Origin of the sequence: Flavobacterium sp. (assembly GCF_044361015.1) — a bacterium.
Taxonomy (GTDB): Bacteria; Bacteroidota; Bacteroidia; order Flavobacteriales; family Flavobacteriaceae; genus Flavobacterium.
Genome location: NZ_JBIKJL010000004.1, coordinates 1 through 16,641, shown reverse-complemented (window position 1 = coordinate 16,641; position 16,641 = coordinate 1). Strand labels below are relative to the sequence as shown.

The 16,641-nt window shown below is 33.2% G+C and carries 19 protein-coding genes and 1 pseudogene; 11 read left to right on the top strand and 9 right to left on the bottom strand.

Annotated elements, in window-relative coordinates; genetic code table 11:
• Positions 1–39 precede the first annotated feature (39 nt).
• Genes ACIQ2Z_RS02540 through ACIQ2Z_RS02525 form a run of 4 tightly spaced genes read left to right on the top strand, consistent with a single transcriptional unit; the run spans position 40 to position 2,830 of the window.
• Entirely contained in the window at positions 40–273 is a 234-nt protein-coding gene (locus ACIQ2Z_RS02540) for a hypothetical protein (protein ID WP_396171892.1), read from the top strand.
• On the top strand, positions 263–544 hold the full coding sequence (locus tag ACIQ2Z_RS02535; RefSeq protein ID WP_396182599.1) for a type II toxin-antitoxin system RelE/ParE family toxin: 282 nt from the start codon (positions 263–265) through the stop codon (positions 542–544). Before ACIQ2Z_RS02540 ends, ACIQ2Z_RS02535 begins: the two co-directional genes overlap by 11 nt.
• 45 nt (positions 545–589) lie before the next feature.
• Complete coding sequence (locus ACIQ2Z_RS02530) at positions 590–1,906, top strand: hydroxymethylglutaryl-CoA reductase, degradative (protein WP_396182598.1); 1,317 nt, start codon at positions 590–592, stop codon at positions 1,904–1,906.
• A 6-nt stretch (positions 1,907–1,912) separates the two neighbouring features.
• Positions 1,913–2,830 (top strand): GYDIA family GHMP kinase, encoded by a 918-nt coding sequence (locus ACIQ2Z_RS02525; protein WP_396182597.1) that lies wholly within the window; start codon positions 1,913–1,915, stop codon positions 2,828–2,830.
• Positions 2,831–2,919: 89 nt separating this feature from the next.
• On the opposite strand, the pseudogene ald reads toward ACIQ2Z_RS02525, so the two are convergent.
• Positions 2,920–3,993: pseudogene (ald, locus tag ACIQ2Z_RS02520) on the bottom strand (alanine dehydrogenase).
• A 158-nt stretch (positions 3,994–4,151) separates the two neighbouring features.
• Between ald and ACIQ2Z_RS02515 the strand changes: the two are divergent.
• Positions 4,152–4,712 carry a DNA-3-methyladenine glycosylase I gene (locus ACIQ2Z_RS02515; protein WP_396182596.1) on the top strand — a complete coding sequence of 187 codons (561 nt, stop codon included), beginning with the start codon at positions 4,152–4,154 and terminating at the stop codon, positions 4,710–4,712.
• Between the two features lie 121 nt (positions 4,713–4,833).
• Positions 4,834–5,289: a hypothetical protein gene (locus ACIQ2Z_RS02510; RefSeq protein ID WP_396182595.1), complete on the top strand. Its 456-nt coding sequence runs from the start codon at positions 4,834–4,836 to the stop codon at positions 5,287–5,289.
• A 200-nt stretch (positions 5,290–5,489) separates the two neighbouring features.
• On the opposite strand, the gene aat is transcribed toward ACIQ2Z_RS02510, so the two are convergent.
• From aat to ACIQ2Z_RS02495, 3 genes are all read right to left on the bottom strand, one after another.
• The gene (gene aat, locus ACIQ2Z_RS02505) at positions 5,490–6,125 is read right to left on the bottom strand and encodes a leucyl/phenylalanyl-tRNA--protein transferase (protein WP_396182594.1); all 636 of its coding nucleotides are present in this window, start codon (positions 6,123–6,125) and stop codon (positions 5,490–5,492) included.
• 123 nt (positions 6,126–6,248) lie between these two features.
• Positions 6,249–6,623 (bottom strand): DUF3127 domain-containing protein, encoded by a 375-nt coding sequence (locus tag ACIQ2Z_RS02500; RefSeq protein ID WP_396182593.1) that lies wholly within the window; start codon positions 6,621–6,623, stop codon positions 6,249–6,251.
• A 35-nt stretch (positions 6,624–6,658) separates the two neighbouring features.
• On the bottom strand, positions 6,659–7,537 hold the full coding sequence (locus ACIQ2Z_RS02495) for a flavin reductase family protein (protein WP_396182659.1): 879 nt from the start codon (positions 7,535–7,537) through the stop codon (positions 6,659–6,661).
• Positions 7,538–7,639: 102 nt separating this feature from the next.
• On the opposite strand from ACIQ2Z_RS02495, the gene ACIQ2Z_RS02490 reads away from it, so the two are divergent.
• Complete coding sequence (locus ACIQ2Z_RS02490; RefSeq protein WP_396182592.1) at positions 7,640–8,794, top strand: sensor histidine kinase; 1,155 nt, start codon at positions 7,640–7,642, stop codon at positions 8,792–8,794.
• Between the two features lie 31 nt (positions 8,795–8,825).
• On the opposite strand, the gene ACIQ2Z_RS02485 is transcribed toward ACIQ2Z_RS02490, so the two are convergent.
• Together ACIQ2Z_RS02485 and greA are read right to left on the bottom strand one after the other, a co-directional pair.
• Complete coding sequence (locus ACIQ2Z_RS02485) at positions 8,826–9,215, bottom strand: HIT family protein (RefSeq protein WP_396182591.1); 390 nt, start codon at positions 9,213–9,215, stop codon at positions 8,826–8,828.
• Positions 9,216–9,223: 8 nt separating this feature from the next.
• Positions 9,224–9,700 (bottom strand): transcription elongation factor GreA, encoded by a 477-nt coding sequence (gene greA / locus ACIQ2Z_RS02480; RefSeq protein WP_396182590.1) that lies wholly within the window; start codon positions 9,698–9,700, stop codon positions 9,224–9,226.
• 233 nt (positions 9,701–9,933) lie between these two features.
• On the opposite strand from greA, the gene ACIQ2Z_RS02475 reads away from it, so the two are divergent.
• Positions 9,934–10,353 (top strand): hypothetical protein, encoded by a 420-nt coding sequence (locus ACIQ2Z_RS02475; RefSeq protein WP_396182589.1) that lies wholly within the window; start codon positions 9,934–9,936, stop codon positions 10,351–10,353.
• Positions 10,354–10,404: 51 nt separating this feature from the next.
• Here ACIQ2Z_RS02475 and rpmA read toward each other — a convergent pair whose 3' ends face one another.
• Both rpmA and rplU read right to left on the bottom strand, forming a co-directional pair.
• Positions 10,405–10,665 carry a 50S ribosomal protein L27 gene (gene rpmA, locus ACIQ2Z_RS02470; protein WP_396182588.1) on the bottom strand — a complete coding sequence of 87 codons (261 nt, stop codon included), beginning with the start codon at positions 10,663–10,665 and terminating at the stop codon, positions 10,405–10,407.
• Between the two features lie 31 nt (positions 10,666–10,696).
• Positions 10,697–11,323: a 50S ribosomal protein L21 gene (gene rplU / locus ACIQ2Z_RS02465; RefSeq protein WP_396182587.1), complete on the bottom strand. Its 627-nt coding sequence runs from the start codon at positions 11,321–11,323 to the stop codon at positions 10,697–10,699.
• Positions 11,324–11,526: 203 nt separating this feature from the next.
• Here rplU and ACIQ2Z_RS02460 point away from each other — a divergent pair, with 203 nt between their 5' ends.
• Positions 11,527–12,852 carry a M16 family metallopeptidase gene (locus ACIQ2Z_RS02460; RefSeq protein WP_396182586.1) on the top strand — a complete coding sequence of 442 codons (1,326 nt, stop codon included), beginning with the start codon at positions 11,527–11,529 and terminating at the stop codon, positions 12,850–12,852.
• A gap of 10 nt (positions 12,853–12,862) precedes the next feature.
• Positions 12,863–14,902, top strand: a complete 2,040-nt coding sequence (locus tag ACIQ2Z_RS02455) for an insulinase family protein (protein ID WP_396182585.1) — start codon at positions 12,863–12,865, stop codon at positions 14,900–14,902.
• A 264-nt stretch (positions 14,903–15,166) separates the two neighbouring features.
• Here ACIQ2Z_RS02455 and ACIQ2Z_RS02450 read toward each other — a convergent pair whose 3' ends face one another.
• On the bottom strand, positions 15,167–16,033 hold the full coding sequence (locus tag ACIQ2Z_RS02450; RefSeq protein ID WP_396182584.1) for a DMT family transporter: 867 nt from the start codon (positions 16,031–16,033) through the stop codon (positions 15,167–15,169).
• 320 nt (positions 16,034–16,353) lie between these two features.
• Between ACIQ2Z_RS02450 and ACIQ2Z_RS02445 the strand changes: the two genes are divergently transcribed.
• A partial coding sequence (locus tag ACIQ2Z_RS02445) for a heavy metal-associated domain-containing protein (protein ID WP_396182583.1) occupies positions 16,354–16,641 on the top strand: 288 nt, incomplete at its 3' end.

The window sequence follows — 16,641 nt, the reverse complement described above, 5'->3', positions numbered from 1 at the left end:
TTTAAATTTGATTAAATTTGTAAATAAAAACGCAATCAAATGGAAACTATCAGAATTCAATTTCAAGCTAATTTAAAAGCAAAAATTCTTGCCTTACTGAGTTCATTTCCAGAGAATGAAGTTCAAATTATTCAAGAAGATCCATTTTTTGAAAAGAATAAAAACATTTTGCATACGGAACTGGAAAATATTGAGAGTGGAAAATCAAAGTGTATTTCTATAGAAGAATTGGATTTGGTAATGGAAAAAATAATCTCAAAATATGAAGATTAGTTTTTCTGAAAAATTTATTAATTCCCTAGCCGATCAAGTTGAATTCATTGCAAAAGACAAACCAAAAGCTGCACGAAAATTCAAAAATGATCTGCAAAAAAACCTCCTAAAGGACTTAAAAAATCCTTTTCATTTTAGAAAATCAATTTATTTTAATGATGAATCAGTAAGAGATTACATTTTCAAAGGTTATACCATTGTATACAAAGTAAAAATGGATACTAAAGAAATAATTGTATTTGGTTTAATTAAATACAAAAATTCGCTTTAATTTTTATCCTCATAACCAGTATCTTTACAAAATTAAGCACTCAACATGAACCACGAAGTTTCCGGATTCTCAAAATTATCCAAGATTGAAAAGATCAATTGGATTGCTCAAAACTATTTTTCAGAACCTAAAGTTGCCGTTGCATTACTTCAAAACTATTGGAACAGTGACGAAAAATTGCAGCAATTGCACGATGAATTCATTGAGAACACCATTTCTAATTTTTATTTACCGTTAGGAATTGCACCTAACTTCAATATCAACGGAAAAAATTATACAGTTCCGATGGTTATTGAAGAAAGCTCTGTAGTTGCCGCTGCCGCAAAATCAGCCAAATTCTGGTCCAATCGAGGCGGATTTAAAACTACCGTTTTGAATACCGAAAAAATCGGACAAGTACACTTCATTTACAAAGGCGATACCTCGAAGTTAGATACCTTTTTCAAGCAAACCAAATCAAAATTTTATTCTGAAACCGAAAGCATTACCAAAAACATGCAAAAAAGAGGTGGCGGAATTTTAGATATAGTTTTAAAAGACAAAACGTCCGATTTAGAAAATTACTTCCAATTACATGCTACTTTTGAAACCAAGGATAGCATGGGAGCTAATTTTATCAACTCTTGTTTGGAACAATTTGCTAAAACCTTGAAAGCGGAAGCTCAAAATTATGCTCCTTTTTCTGAAGAAGAAAAGAACATTGAAGTGGTCATGAGCATTCTTTCCAATTATGTGACTAATTGTATCGTACGAGCAGAAGTTTCATGCCCGATTGCCGCGTTGGCAGAAAAACACATCGAAAACCCAACTGAATTTGCAGAAAAATTTGTGCGTGCCGTTCAAATTGCTGAAATAGAACCGTACCGAGCCGTTACCCACAATAAAGGAATCATGAATGGTGTAGATGCTGTGGTTTTGGCAAGCGGCAATGATTTTAGAGCTGTGGAAGCCGGTGCACACGCTTACGCCAGTAGAAATGGAAAATACAGTAGCTTATCACATGCCAAAATTGAAAACGGTATTTTTAGTTTTTGGTTGGAAATTCCGTTAGCTCTGGGAACCGTTGGCGGATTAACATCGTTACATCCTTTGGTTAAATTAAATTTAGAAATACTCGAAAAACCTTCCGCCCAACAACTGATGCAAGTGGTTGCAGCAGTTGGATTGGCACAAAATTTTGCAGCGTTGCGTTCGTTGACTACGAAAGGCATTCAGGAGGGTCATATGAAAATGCATTTAAATAATATTTTAAATCAATACCATGCAACTGGTGAAGAGCGAATAAAAGTACTGGAGTATTTTAAAGATACGACCATTTCGCATGCTTCAGTTGCTGAATATTTAGAACTCTTACGAAAATAAAAAGCCTTGAAACAAACCTTTTACAGCAACGGAAAATTATTAATCACCGGTGAATATGTGGTTTTAGACGGTGCAAAAGCATTAGCTCTACCAACAAAATTCGGCCAAAATCTAGTTGTAGAATCCGGAACAGCTAATGAAATTACTTGGAAGAGTTACGATTCGGATGGTAGTTTATGGTTTGAAGATACAATTCCGTTTGAAAACATTCTTTTTCCAAAAAAGTATACCGGTGAAAATGCAGTTTTAAAAACATTACTGGAAATTTTACATGAAGCTTATCTATTGAATCCAATTTTTTTGGAAGGCAATAAAGGCTATGCAATCAAAACCCAACTGTCTTTTCCAAAAAAGTGGGGTTTAGGCACTTCTTCTACGTTAATCAACAATATTGGTCAATGGTTGGGCATTAATGCGTTTACACTTTTAAATAATAGTTTTGGCGGTAGTGGTTATGATATAGCTTGTGCTCAAAACAATTCGCCAATTATCTATCAGTTGCTGAATGAGGCTCCGCTGATTCATCAGGTTCCTTATTTGCCGGAGTTTCGGAATTATTTAAACTTTGTCTATCTAAACAGAAAACAAAGCAGCAAATCGGCAATTTCAAACTACATCAATAAGCAAAATGACCTTTCAAAAACAATTACTATCATCAATAAGATTACTGAAACCATTGTATCAACAAATGATTTGAAAACATTTACTTATCAAATTGAAAAACATGAAAGCTTGTTAAGTGAAGTTTTAGAAATGAATACGGTTAAAGAAGCATTTTTTGATGATTTCAAAGGAGTTGTGAAAAGTCTAGGAGCTTGGGGTGGCGATTTTGTTTTAACAATTTCAAAGGAGAATCCATCCGGCTATTTTAAAGAAAAAGGATTTGATACGGTTATTCGTTATGATGATATGATTTTAAAATAAAATCTTCTATACTCTCAAATTTGCAGATTTAGATATAAAACAAAAAATCCCAACTTATGCGATGGGATTTTTAAAACAAACAAAACCTATTAACTAAAATTAAACGTATCAGCTAATTCTTTATATATTATTTCGTCATGAACAATATTAAGTCCTTTTCTTAAGTCAGGATATCGTTCAGCGGCCATTTCCTATCCTAAATTGGCCAATTTTAAGACATACGGCAACGTGACATTCGTCAATGCTAAAGCACTGCTACTGGCATATTTGCCACACAATAATGCACTACATCATCAATGATATAGGTTAACTTTTCATGTGTTGTTGCTACTATTGTTTCAAAACAGCCCCTTGATCAACTGCTACATCAACCATAACTGTCCACGGGTAAATCTCTTTCAACATATCACGGGTAATCAATTTAGGAGCTTTCGCCACCGGAATTAAAACAGCCACTATGATTAAATCGTGGTTTTTGATATGTCTGCGAATATTATACTCACTTGAAAATTCGGTCACAACATGAGAGGGCATTACATCATTCACGTAACGAAGTCGTTTCAAATTGATATCTAAAAACGTAACATTTACCCCTTAAGAGGCGGCCCTTTTTGCAGCTTGAATTCCAACAATTCCAGCTCCAAGAACTAAAACTTTCCCGGGAGGTACTTCAGGAACACCACCTTACAAAACTCCTCTACCTTTAATCGGTTTTTCTAAATATTTTGCCCCTCGTTGAATAGCCATTCTTGAGGCAACTTCAGACATTGGCGTTAATAATGGCAAAGAACCATCTGTTTCTACTACTGTTTCATAAGCTATGCAAACAGCTTTGGAGTTAATCATCGCAATAGTCAATTCTTCACTTGAAGCAAAATGGAAATAAGTAAAAACCACATGATTTTCTTTTATCAATGGATATTCCTTCGGAATTGGTTCTTTGACTTTCACAATCATGTCGGCCTGTGCATAAACTTCCGCAGAAGTTGGCGCTAAAATTGCTCAAACAAAAGCATAATCCATATCAAAAAATCCGCTTCGAAAACCAGCATCTTGTTGAACGTAAACTGTATGATTGTTTTTAATCAATTCGAAACACCTGCCGGAGTCATCCCAACACGACTCTCGTTATTTTTTATTTCTTTCTGAACCCCTGTTTTCATTTTTTTAAATGTATATTATTTAGTAAATTTAAACAAATACCCCCTATTTTTAATATACTAAATTCATTTTTATTAATTATTTAAAGAACAACCCCCAAATAAAATAAAAATGAAAATCATGGGTTTCTTTTTTTATATTTGGTAAAAATGTAGCTGATATGGAAATTAAAAACAGATGTGCTTGGTGCGAAAAAGATGATTTATACCGCACTTACCATGATGAAGAATGGGGAAATCCAGTTTATGATGACCAAAAATTATTTGAATTTCTACTATTAGAAACTTTTCAAGCAGGATTAAGTTGGTACACCGTCTTGGCTAAACGTGAAAATTTCAGAGTAGCTTTTGAAAATTTTGAATATGAAAAAGTAGCACTTTTTACTGAAAATCATATTCAGGAATTAATGCAGAATACCGGCATCATAAGAAACCAACTAAAAATAAGAGCCGCCGTAAGTAATGCTAATGCTTATATAAAAGTGACAGAAGAATTTGGCACTTTCGCTACTTATATTTGGAATTTCACAAACGGGAAACCTTTAGTGAATCAATTTAAAGAATTAAAAGATATTCCGGCATCGACTCCACTATCCGATGCAATTAGCAAAGATTTGAAAAAAAGAGGTTTTAAATTTGTAGGTTCAACAGTAGTTTATTCCCACATGCAAGCCACCGGAATGGTAAATGATCATTTGTTGAGTTGCTGGAAAAGAAAATAAAAAACATTTTTTTTAGCCTATCATTTTAGCTCTCACGTTTTTTGATTTTGTTTAACCCACAGGTAGTTTAAATAGTAATTTTACACTCACTAAGTAAAAACTTTAAAAAAAACATTCAGACATGTTTAAGAAATTTGCTTCATTGACTTTGTTTGCTTTTCTACTGATTAGCTTTTTAAATTGTGGTAAAAATGAAAAGAAAAAGAATTCTTCGAACGAAAAAATTCAAACTGTTGAAAAAGATAACAAATCATCTTTAATTATTGAAGAAAAAGCTGAAAACTCAACAACTCAAAAAATTGATTCGAAAATCACAATAAAAGAGCCTGTCATAGTTTCTCCGGAGCCAATTCCCACTTTAAGAAAAACAGAACCGAAATCAGTTGCCATTCCGAAAAACCATAAAATTTACACCAATTTGTCTGCAATATTAAATGCTATTCTAGTTGGACAAACGGTAACAAAGGAAGAATTAATCAATCTGAATAAGTTGCCTAAAGATGCCTCTTCCATAGTTAAAAGTGTAAAAAAACACCGGATAACGAATTATTTATCGAATGGAAATCAACCTGGTTAGTTGAAAAAGTATCTGACGTAAAACTTAATGATGACAAAATAAAAGTTAAATTTAAGGATAATATTGCATACAACTCCGGCCCTGCCATTGGCATAAAATATGATGGTAAAATCTACACATATTTAATCATTAAAGGTGACCGTGTTTATATTCCATCAGTTAAAGAATATAGCTAGCGAATTGGGAAATAATAAATAATTTTACGCTTTCAAAACCTTCATATAAACTGCTCTAGATATTTGAAAAGCCCCTAATTTTTCTAAATGGTCATTATGCACTTGACAATCCAACAAATGGTAATTTTCCTCTTTAAGTTTTTGTATTAATGAAACAAAGGCCACTTTACTCGCGTTAGAAACAGTTGAAAACATGCTTTCACCGCAAAATACTTTGCCCAAATCAACTCCATATAGACCACCAACCAATTTATTATCTTGCCAAACTTCTACCGATTTTGCATATCCTATTTCATGTAATTTTATATACGCTTCCAACATTGAATCGGTAATCCAAGTTCCGCGTTGACCTTTTCTTTTTATTTTTTGGCAATTTTTAATCACTTCCGTAAAATTTTGATTAAATGTTACTTTAAAAATATTTCGATTTAAAATATTACGTAAACTTTTAGCTATTTTATAATCTTGCGGATTCACCACCATTCGCTCAGACGGGCTCCACCACAAAATAGGCTCATCATCATCAAACCAAGGAAATATTCCGCTGTGATACGCCAATAGTAATCTTTCTATATTCAAATCGCCTCCCACTGCGAGAATTCCTTCCGAGGAAGCTTCTGTTACTGGCGGAAAATATAATTCAGTAGATAAAAAATACATGTTATTAAAGATAGATAAACGAAAGAAGATATAGTGTAAAACCAAAAATCATTCTAAACGCATAACTAAGTTAACCATTTAGAATGATTTTATTTTCTCTTGCTTCTTTCTTCTATTCTTTTACTAGAAAGGCAAATCATCATGCTCTTCTTCATTAAAGTTAGTTGCCGGTTCAAATGCTTCTGCAGCCGGCATAGGTGGCATTCCTGCAGCAGGAGCTTCTGCTTGCAAACGTTCAATTCGCCACCCTTGAATATCGTTGAAATACTTGGTTTCACCTTGTGGGTTAACCCATTCTTTACCTCTTAAATTGATTGAAACTTTTACAGCTTCACCCACTTTATAACTATTCAGCAAATCGCATTTATCTTGTACAAAATTAATACTAATGTGTTGTGGATATTGCTCTTCTGTAGAAACAACTAATTCTCTTTTTCTGAATGTAGCGCTCACTTGTTGTTCCGGATTCACTACTCTGATTTTTCCTGTAACTTCCATACTCCTGATTTTAAAAATTATTAAATTGGCTTATATTAAACTCGTTTGGCTAATAAGACTTTCCAAGCTGAAACAGCATCTTGTTTATTGAGGAATTCTTTTGCTTTTTCATGCACTTTCATTTCATCAGCAGAACTCAAAACGCCTTTTACTTGAATATTATCTCGTACAAATATATTAATTTCTTCGTTGGTTGGCAAACTTTCTACATTCCCTAACATTCCCAAATCATTCCCGTTAAAAACAGGACTTCCTTTGACAAAATCCGGAATTTGATCTACTCCAATCCCTAACGTTGCCAATGGTTTTGGAATTTCAAAAAGACCTTCATTGGAACGCGAATACCAATTGGCACCCATCCTTGATACTAAATCAATTTTGTATTGGTCGATGTTTCCGTTTTCGTCCAAAATCGATTCGTCAATATGCAATTTTACTACTTCACAGATGATTAAATTACCGGCCCCACCTTCGGTTCCTAAACTGATTATTTCATTTACCTTACATTCAAATTGAACCGGACTTTCTTCTACTCGAAAAGGCTTTACAACCTCAGAGGGCAGCATGGTCAGACCGGATTTCAAAAACTCATTTACTCCATCGGCATATTCCGTACTCGAGAGTGACATTTGTTGTACAATTTCATAATTTACCACATTAATCACAACTTCTCGTGTTGCTCCACAATTGATTAAGGTATGTTTTATCGTGTTGTCACGCACTCTTCGAGCCGGTGAAAAAATCAAAACCGGAGGATTTGAACTAAACACATTAAAAAAGCTGAATGGAGATAAATTAGGATTGCCATTTTTGTCAAGCGTGCTAGCAAATGCAATTGGTCTCGGACCAACAGCACTCTGTAAAAAGCCTTGCAATTTTAACGGAGAAACATCTTTAGGAGAAATACTAACCATGCTTATTTGTGTTTCTACAAATGTATAAAATTGAAAAGTATTTGTCACTCGATTTTTTTAATTCCAATAAGATTTTACTACTTTTATACTAAATACTTTTTTATGCAGTTTTCTGAAAGTCGAAATGTCACCCGGTGGATTTTAATACTCACGTCGTTTGTGATTGTTTCGTTGATACTTTGGAATACTTATACTTTTTTTCAACGTTTTAAAAAAGATGAACGCTTGAAAATGGAACTTTGGGCAGAAGCGCAAACTAATGTTTTCAGTTCAGATGTTGATGCAGATATTAGTCTTCCGCTAAAAATTATTAGTAATACGACAACTATTCCAATCATTGTGACAGATGAAAACGACAGCATTGTCAACAAAACAAACATTGAAGATATAGACGAAAAGGATTCAGCAAAACTCAGGAGCTTATTAGAAAAATTAAAAAAGGAAAATGACCCGATTGTAATGGAATATGTCGAAGGAAAATTTCGTTATTTATATTACGGTGATTCCTCTATGTTAAATAAATTAAAATATTATCCGCTTGCTTTACTGCTAATTATTTTTCTTTTTGGATTACTAGTTTTCAATTTTTATCAAACCTCTAAAATTGCTACACAAAATAAACTTTGGGCCGGTATGGCTAAAGAAACCGCTCACCAAATTGGCACTCCTTTATCATCACTCATTGGGTGGTTGGAAATTTTAAAAGCTGAAAATGTTGATGAATCTACCCTATTGGAAATACAAAAAGACATAACACGATTACAAACGATTACTGACCGATTTTCTAAAGTGGGCTCTGAACCCGTTTTGAAAAAATTAGACATTATCGCAGAAACTGAACAATCCTATGATTACCTAAAATCTCGGTTTTCAAAACAAGTAGAATTTACTTTTCTTGCTCCTCCACATCCAATATTTGTATCTTTCAATCCTGCTTTACATAGTTGGACTATTGAAAATTTAGTTAAAAATGCTATTGATGCGATGAAAGGTCGCGGAAAATTGGACTTAAATATTATTGAAGAAGAAAAAGAAGTAAGAATTTATGTTTCTGATAGCGGAAAAGGCATTCCGAAAAATCAATTTAAAAAAGTATTTGATCCCGGATATACTACTAAAAAAAGAGGTTGGGGATTGGGACTTTCTTTAACCAAACGTATTGTGGAAGAATACCACAAAGGAAAAATCAAAGTGCACCATTCAGAAATTGATAAAGGCACTACAATGATGTTAAGTTTTAAAAAAACAACTTCATAAAATGAAAAAATCCGATTTCTAGGGATTTAAATTATAAATTAGCTTTAATATTTTTAGCTATTTCTTCAAATTCTTCTTTTGTGAAAGAAACCTTTTTTTGAAAACGAACTTCATCAATTTCATTGAGTGGAATTAAATGTACATGAACATGAGGCACTTCTAAACCTATTACACTCATTCCAATCCGTTTACAAGAAACTGCTTTTTCTAAAGCCACGGCTATTGTTCTGGAAAATTTCATCAAATTTAAATAATGGTCATCCTCCATTTCAAAAAGCTTGTTAATTTCCTGTTTTGGAACACACAACGTGTGCCCTTTTGCATTTGGATTTACATCCAAAAATGCAATAAAATTATTATCCTCTGCTATTTTATAGCAAGGAATTTCACCGTTGATTATTTTTGTAAAAATACTTGCCATATCACAAATTAATCTCTGGAAATATCTAATATTTCAAATTTCAAAACGCCATTTGGAACAGTGATTTCTGCCACGTCACCAACTGATTTTCCAAGCAAGCCTTTTCCTATTGGAGAAGTAACCGAAATTTTACCTGTTTTTAAATCGGCTTCACTTTCTGCAACCAAGGTATATTTCATTTCCAAACCATTGGCTTGGTTTTTAATTTTTACATTTGATAAAACCAATGCTTTAGACAAATCTAATTGCGATTCGTCAATTAATCTCGCATTAGAATAAACCTCTTCCATTTTTGAAATACGCAATTCTAAAAGACCTTGTGCTTCTTTAGCTGCATCATATTCTGCATTTTCAGATAAATCGCCTTTATCTCTTGCTTCTGCGATGGCTTGAGACGCTTTTGGTCGCTCAATATGTCTTAACGTTTCTAATTCTTCTTTTAATTTTTTTAAACCCTCAGCGGTATAATATGATACTGTACTCATAACTTCATGTGTTTTTTAATGCTTTATTTTGTTTGTAAATCAGTCACAAAAAAGTGAACTTAATTATATAAAAATCTTTTATTTCTCGTTTATATAAAATAGAAAAAATCCCCTTTGAGAGGATTTCTTATCACAAAGATAGGATATTTTTTTATTTCTCAGAAAAATTATTGCTTATTAGTATTAATCAAAGGTAATTAATTTAAATTTGTTCACTTTATTTTAATAAAAAAATGAAAAAAATCATTTTAGTTTTATTCAGTACTTTATTCCTATTCGGTTGCGACAGTGGAGGTGGAAATGACAATAATCCTTATATTCCAAATTATACCTTTACAGTTGACATCAATGTGAATTTACCTTCTTATAGTAATTTACAATTTCCTAGTAATGCCGTCTATATTCCACAAGGCACCGCTGGGGCAAGAGGAGTAATTGTTTTTAATAGTGGCAGCGGTTATTTAGCCTATGATGCAGCATGCCCTAATCAACCTATTTCAGGTTGTTCTACAATGGTAATTAGTGGAATTAACGCCATTTGTCCTTGTGATGACGAACAATACAGTCTATTTACAGGGCTTAGCAGTTTACAATATCCTATGAAAAGATATCGAGTGGAGGTAAATTTACCTAACATACGTGTTTATAATTAAATAAAAATCCTGACCAAACACCTGAAATTGATGGGATTTTTTGTTTTATAATTATGCTTCAAAAGGAATAACAGATACAAATGATTTGTTATCACCTTTTTTCTGAAACTTAACCACTCCGTCAACTTTTGCATGTAAAGTATGATCTTTACTAATGTAAACGTTATCTCCTGGATTATGTTTAGAACCTCTTTGTCTTACTATAATATTTCCTGCAATTGCTGCTTGACCACCATAAATCTTAACACCTAAACGTTTCGATTCTGATTCTCTACCATTTTTGGAACTACCGACACCTTTCTTGTGAGCCATGATGTTAGGGTTTTATAAGTTAATATTAAAATTAAACAGCTTTACCGCCATTTAATTCATCTTGTAATTTTTTTAATTCATCCATTTTGCCATCAGCAGCTAATTGTGACTGTTGAGCCCAAGTAGTTGGATCTAAATGTGATACTTTAGCTTCAGATGCTTCTAAAATAGTTTTCACATCATCAGCACTAGTTTTTGCCAGTTTAGCAAAAGTAGTTATTCCTGCTGCAGCTAAAACTTCAGCAGCAACTGGTCCAACTCCTTCAATAAGCGTTAAATCGTCAGCCGATTTAGGTGCTTTTGGTGCTTTTGGACTTTCAGATTTTGCAGCCGCTTTTTTTGTTCCTGAAGCTAAAATGCTCTCAACAACAATTTGTGTAAAAGACTGTCTGTGTCCGTTTTTCTTTTTGTAACCTTTTCTTCTTTTCTTTTTGAAAACGATTACTTTATCTCCTTTTAAGTGTTTTAACACTTTGGCTTCTACTGAAGCACCTTCTATAGCGGGGGCGCCAATAGTAATTGTTCCATCTTCGTCTAATAACATTACTTTGTCGAAAGAAACTTTGCTTCCTTCTTCAGATGCTAAACGGTGAACAAATACTCTTTGGTCTTTGCTTACTTTAAATTGTTGCCCTGCTATCTCTACGATTGCGTACATAACAATATGTTTTTTAATTAAATTTTAAGGTTGCAAATATACAACTAATTCTCAATCACACAACTGAATTTTAAAAATAAATTAGTTGACTTAAAAATGAGCTATTTAAACCTAAAATTTTTGTAAATTATTTAGTAAAACTGTAACAAAATACCGAAATTGCATACCAATTTGAAATGCAAAAAAATTAATCACCAATTTTTATGAAAAAATCATTAATGGCTTTAAGTACACTGCTTATGCTTGGAGGAACAGTTTCTGCCCAAAAAGTGACCTTTGAAGAATATACTTTAAACAATGGGTTACACGTAATTTTACATCAAGATAATTCCGCACCGGTTGTCATCACTTCGGTGATGTATCATGTTGGTGCAAAAGATGAAAACCCTGAAAGAACAGGTTTTGCTCACTTTTTTGAACATCTTTTATTTGAAGGAACACAAAATATCGGTCGTGGAGAATGGTTTAAAATTGTAACCGGAAATGGTGGAACAAACAACGCCAATACTTCAGATGACAGAACTTATTATTACGAAATTTTCCCTTCCAATAATCTTGAATTAGGACTATGGATGGAATCAGAACGTTTACTTCATCCGGTAATTAATCAAATTGGCGTAGACACTCAAAATGAAGTTGTTAAAGAAGAAAAACGACTTCGCGTTGACAACCAACCTTACGGGAATTTAATTGCAGAGGTAAAACGCAACATGTTTACAAACCACCCTTATCGATGGGCAACTATTGGTTCGATGGATCATTTAGATGCTGCAACGCTTAAAGAGTTTCAGGATTTTAATAAAAAATTCTATATTCCAAACAATGCTGTGCTGGTTGTAGCCGGTCAATTTGAACCTGCACAGGCGAAAGAATGGATTCAAAAATATTTTGGTGTCATTCAAAAGGGAACACCTATAACCAGAACTAAAGCGGAAGAAACTCCAATTACTCAAACGCTAAAAGCAAAATATGAAGACCCGAATATTCAAATTCCAATGGCTGTAGCTTCCTACAGAACTCCTTCCATGAAAACACGTGATGCAAGGGTATTGGATATGATTTCAACTATTTTGTCTGAAGGCAAATCTTCGCGTTTGTATAAAAAAATTGTGGATGAGAAAAAAATGGCCTTACAGGTAGGAGCTTTTAATTTTAGTCAAGAAGATTACGGTTTGTATATTTTATACGGATTACCAATGGGAGGATTTACTCCTGAAAGTTTAATTACTGAAATTGATGAAGAAATTGTTCGTCTTCAAACAGAGTTAATTTCTGAAAAAGAATTTCAAAAACTACAAAACATCTTTGAAAGTCAATATGTAGACAGCAATGCTTCTGTGGAAGGTATTGCGGGGAATTTAGCTACTTACTATTTATTGTACGGTGATGTGAATTTGATAAATTCTGAAATAGACATTTATCGTTCTATTACCCGTGAAGAAATTAGAGATATTGCTAAAAAATACCTCAATCCTAATCAACGTTTACTTTTGGACTACGCTCCTAAATCTGATAAAGCTCAAAATTAAGATATAAATCATGAAAAAAATAGCCATTTTAGCAACGAGCTTGTTTTTAACTTTAACTATGCAAGCACAAGACAGACCTCAACCAAAACCAGGACCGGCTCCAAAGATTAATATTGGAAAACCTCAGAGTTTTGAATTACCTAACGGATTAAAAGTTTTAGTAGTTGAAAACAATAAATTACCAAGAGTTTCTTACAATCTTTCCATTGACAATGCTCCTTATTCAGAAGGAAACAAAAAAGGTGTTTCTGATATGACAAGTAGCATGTTAGGTAATGGAACCAAAACCATTTCTAAAAATGACTTTAACGAAGAAGTTGATTTTTTAGGTGCTTCTATCAATTTTAGTTCAGATGGTGCTTTTGCCAGCGGATTATCTAAGTATTCAAAAAGAATCATGGAATTAATGGCTGATGGAGCATTAAACCCTGTTTTTACTCAAGAAGAATTTGAAAAAGAAAAAGCTAAATTAATTGAAGGATTAAAAGCAGATGAAAAAAGTGTTCCCTCCATTGCCAGAAGAGTAGAACGCGTTTTGGCTTATGGAAAAAACCATCCTAAAGGCGAATATTTAAGTGAAGAAACCATCAATACTATTTCACTAAACGATGTTATTCAAAATTATACTTCTTATTTTACACCTGAAAACGCCTACTTAGTTATTGTGGGCGATGTAAAATTTGCTGAAGTTAAAGCCACAGTAGAAAAATTATTTGGTGCTTGGAAAAAAGCAACGGCTCCTCAGGTAACTTTTTCTGATCCAAAAGATGTTCAATACACACAAATTAATTTTGTAGATGCATCTAATGCGGTTCAATCTGAAATTTCGGCTGTTCACATTACGAAATTAAAAATGACCGACAAAGATTATTTTGCCGCAATTGTAGCAAATCAAATTTTAGGAGGTGATTTCAACAGTTACTTAAACATGAACTTAAGAGAGGCTCACGGATGGACTTATGGTGCCCGCTCAAGCTTAAGAGGAAACAAATATGTTGGAAATTTTTCTGCTTCTACTCAAGTGAGAAATACAGTAACTGACAGTGCCGTGGTTGAAATTTTAAAAGAAATAAAACGCATCCGAACTGAAAAAGTAACTGAAGAAACATTAAAAAATGTAAAAGCAGGATACATTGGAAAATTTGTAATGGATATTGAAAAACCGGCTACTGTTGCCCGTTATGCTTTACAAACAAAAACACAAGGATTACCGGCTGATTTTTACGAAAATTACATTAAAAACATCAATGCCGTTACTGCTGACGATATTTTAAGAGTGTCTAAAAAATATTTCTTAGCTGAAAATTTAAGAATCGTAGTAGTGAGTAAAGGAACTGATGTTCTTCCTGGTTTAGAAAAACTGAATATTCCAATTTTCTATTTTGATAAATACGGAAATAAAGTAGAAAAACCTGTAGCAAAAACGGTAAGTGCCGATGTTACTGCAAAATCAGTTTTAGACAAATACATAGCCGCTATCGGTGGACAAAAAGCAGTTTCCGATGTGAAAAGCATTATGACTACTTCCTCCGGAACAGTACAAGGTATGGCTTTGGAAATGACTAATAAGGTAACATCCAGTAATAAATTGGCTGTGGAAATGAAGGCAATGGGGACTACCATGATGAAACAAGTAGTAAATGAAAATGGTGCTTATATGGTTCAACAAGGCCAACGAAAAGATTTTACCGGTGATGATTTAAAAGAAATGCAAGCGGGTGCCGTTCCTTTTGAAGAATTAACATTAGCTAACAACAAAGACATTACATTAGGTGCAGTTGAAAACATCAATGGAACAGACGCTTATACTGTTAAAAACGGAAAATCTACTTATTATTTTGATGTGAAAACCGGATTAAAAATTGCAGAAGCCAAAGAATTAGAACAAGGAGGTCAAAAAATGACTCAAATGACCTATTATTCGGACTATAAAGAAGTGAAAGGAATTAAAGTCCCTCATAAAACCACTTTGAATATTGGTGTCGAACTGGAATTAACAACTTCTGATGTCAAAATCAATGAAGGTATAACCGAAGAAGATTTTAAATAAAAAACAGCTTTTCAATGATAAAAGGACTGTCAGTAATGGCAGTCTTTTTTTACAACTTCAAAACCTAAAAATCTATTTTAACCACACAAAGAAATTCACAAAGAACACAAAGTCGCTTCGCTATTTTAATAGAACTCGGATTGAAATAAATTTCACAAATTTTTATAGCTTAGCTATAATGGATTGAAATGGATTCGTTTGGAGCCAAATTTACTTTATTGCACTTACCAACCTTAAACTTGAAACCTGAAACAAAACAAACTATCACTTCTTAGCCGAAAGATACACCCCAAACATAATAATTAACGCACCCAAAAACTGAATTGCTGTCAAGCTTTCATTGTCAACCAATCCCCAAATAAAAGCAACAACCGGAATTAAATAAGTAACCGAAGAAGCAAAAACAGGAGACGAAATTTTTATTAATTTATAAAATAAGATATTCGCCAAAGCCGTCCCTACAATTCCTAAAATAGCGATATAACCAACTACATTTTGCGTTTCTTGTACTTGTACTGCTTCAAAAAAACCTGAAAAATACAATACAAGAGAAGCCGGTATCAACATAACAATAAAATTTCCGGTTGTAATGCTCAACGGATTTAAATCGGATAAATACATTTTAATAAAATTGACATTCATTGCATAACAGACAGAAGCAATAACTAACAATACCGCATAATTATAATTCTGTTCCGGATGATTGGCAGCTCCATTAAAAATAAGCAATGCACTTCCCATCAAACCGATGAAAACGCCAAAGATTTGTCGACGTTGAAAATCTATTTTAAAAAGAATAATTCCAAGCACTAACGTATTCAAAGGCGTAAGCGAGTTTAAAATAGCACTCACCGAACTGCTGATTTGTGTTTGAGCGACAGAAAACAGAAAAACCGGAATAAAAGTTCCAAAAACTGCCGTCAAAGCAAGGTATTTCCAATGGCGTAATTCAATATTTTTGATACTGTTGAATCCGATAATTAACAGAAATACCGCAGCAAAAACCATTCGCAATGAACCTAATTGATAAGGCGTTAAAGCCACTAAACCTCTTTTGATAAGAATAAATGAGCTCCCCCAAATAAGGGCTAAAACGACTAAGTACACGAACCTTAAATTCTTGTTTTCCATCAACTTTTTTATTGCGTCACAAAACTCCGTTAATTTTGACAAATAAAAAGAGAAAAAAATGTTATTTTTGTAATTCCATATAAATAAAATTTATTCTATTGTTTTTCAACATTATCCTAATTTCTTAAAACGTGTTCAAAATAGTAAAAAGAACACAGTTTATAAAAATTTGAGAAATTAGAAAATTGATAATCAAAATAAATTTTAAAAATTATACAAATTTCTTAAATCCCTGTTCAAATTAGATTCAGTTAACACAGATTAAAAAATGAAAGAATTTAAAAAATAATAATAACTCTAAATTTTAAAACCTTAAAAATATGAAATTCACCCAAACCATCGCGGCCATCGCTTTCACAACATTGATGATGGTCGGTTGCAAAAACGAAGCAACAACAAACTCAGATAATGCAACAGTAACCCCAGAAGCGGCTCAACAACCGGCTCAGTTGGCCACTGCCTCATTCACGGTAGAAGGTATGCACTGCGAAGTGGGCTGTGCCGGACATTTAGAAAAAAAATTAGCCAAACTAGATGGCGTTCAAAAAGCAGAAATCGATTTTGAAGCCAAAAAAGCCACTATTGAATACGATGCGAATGTACTTACT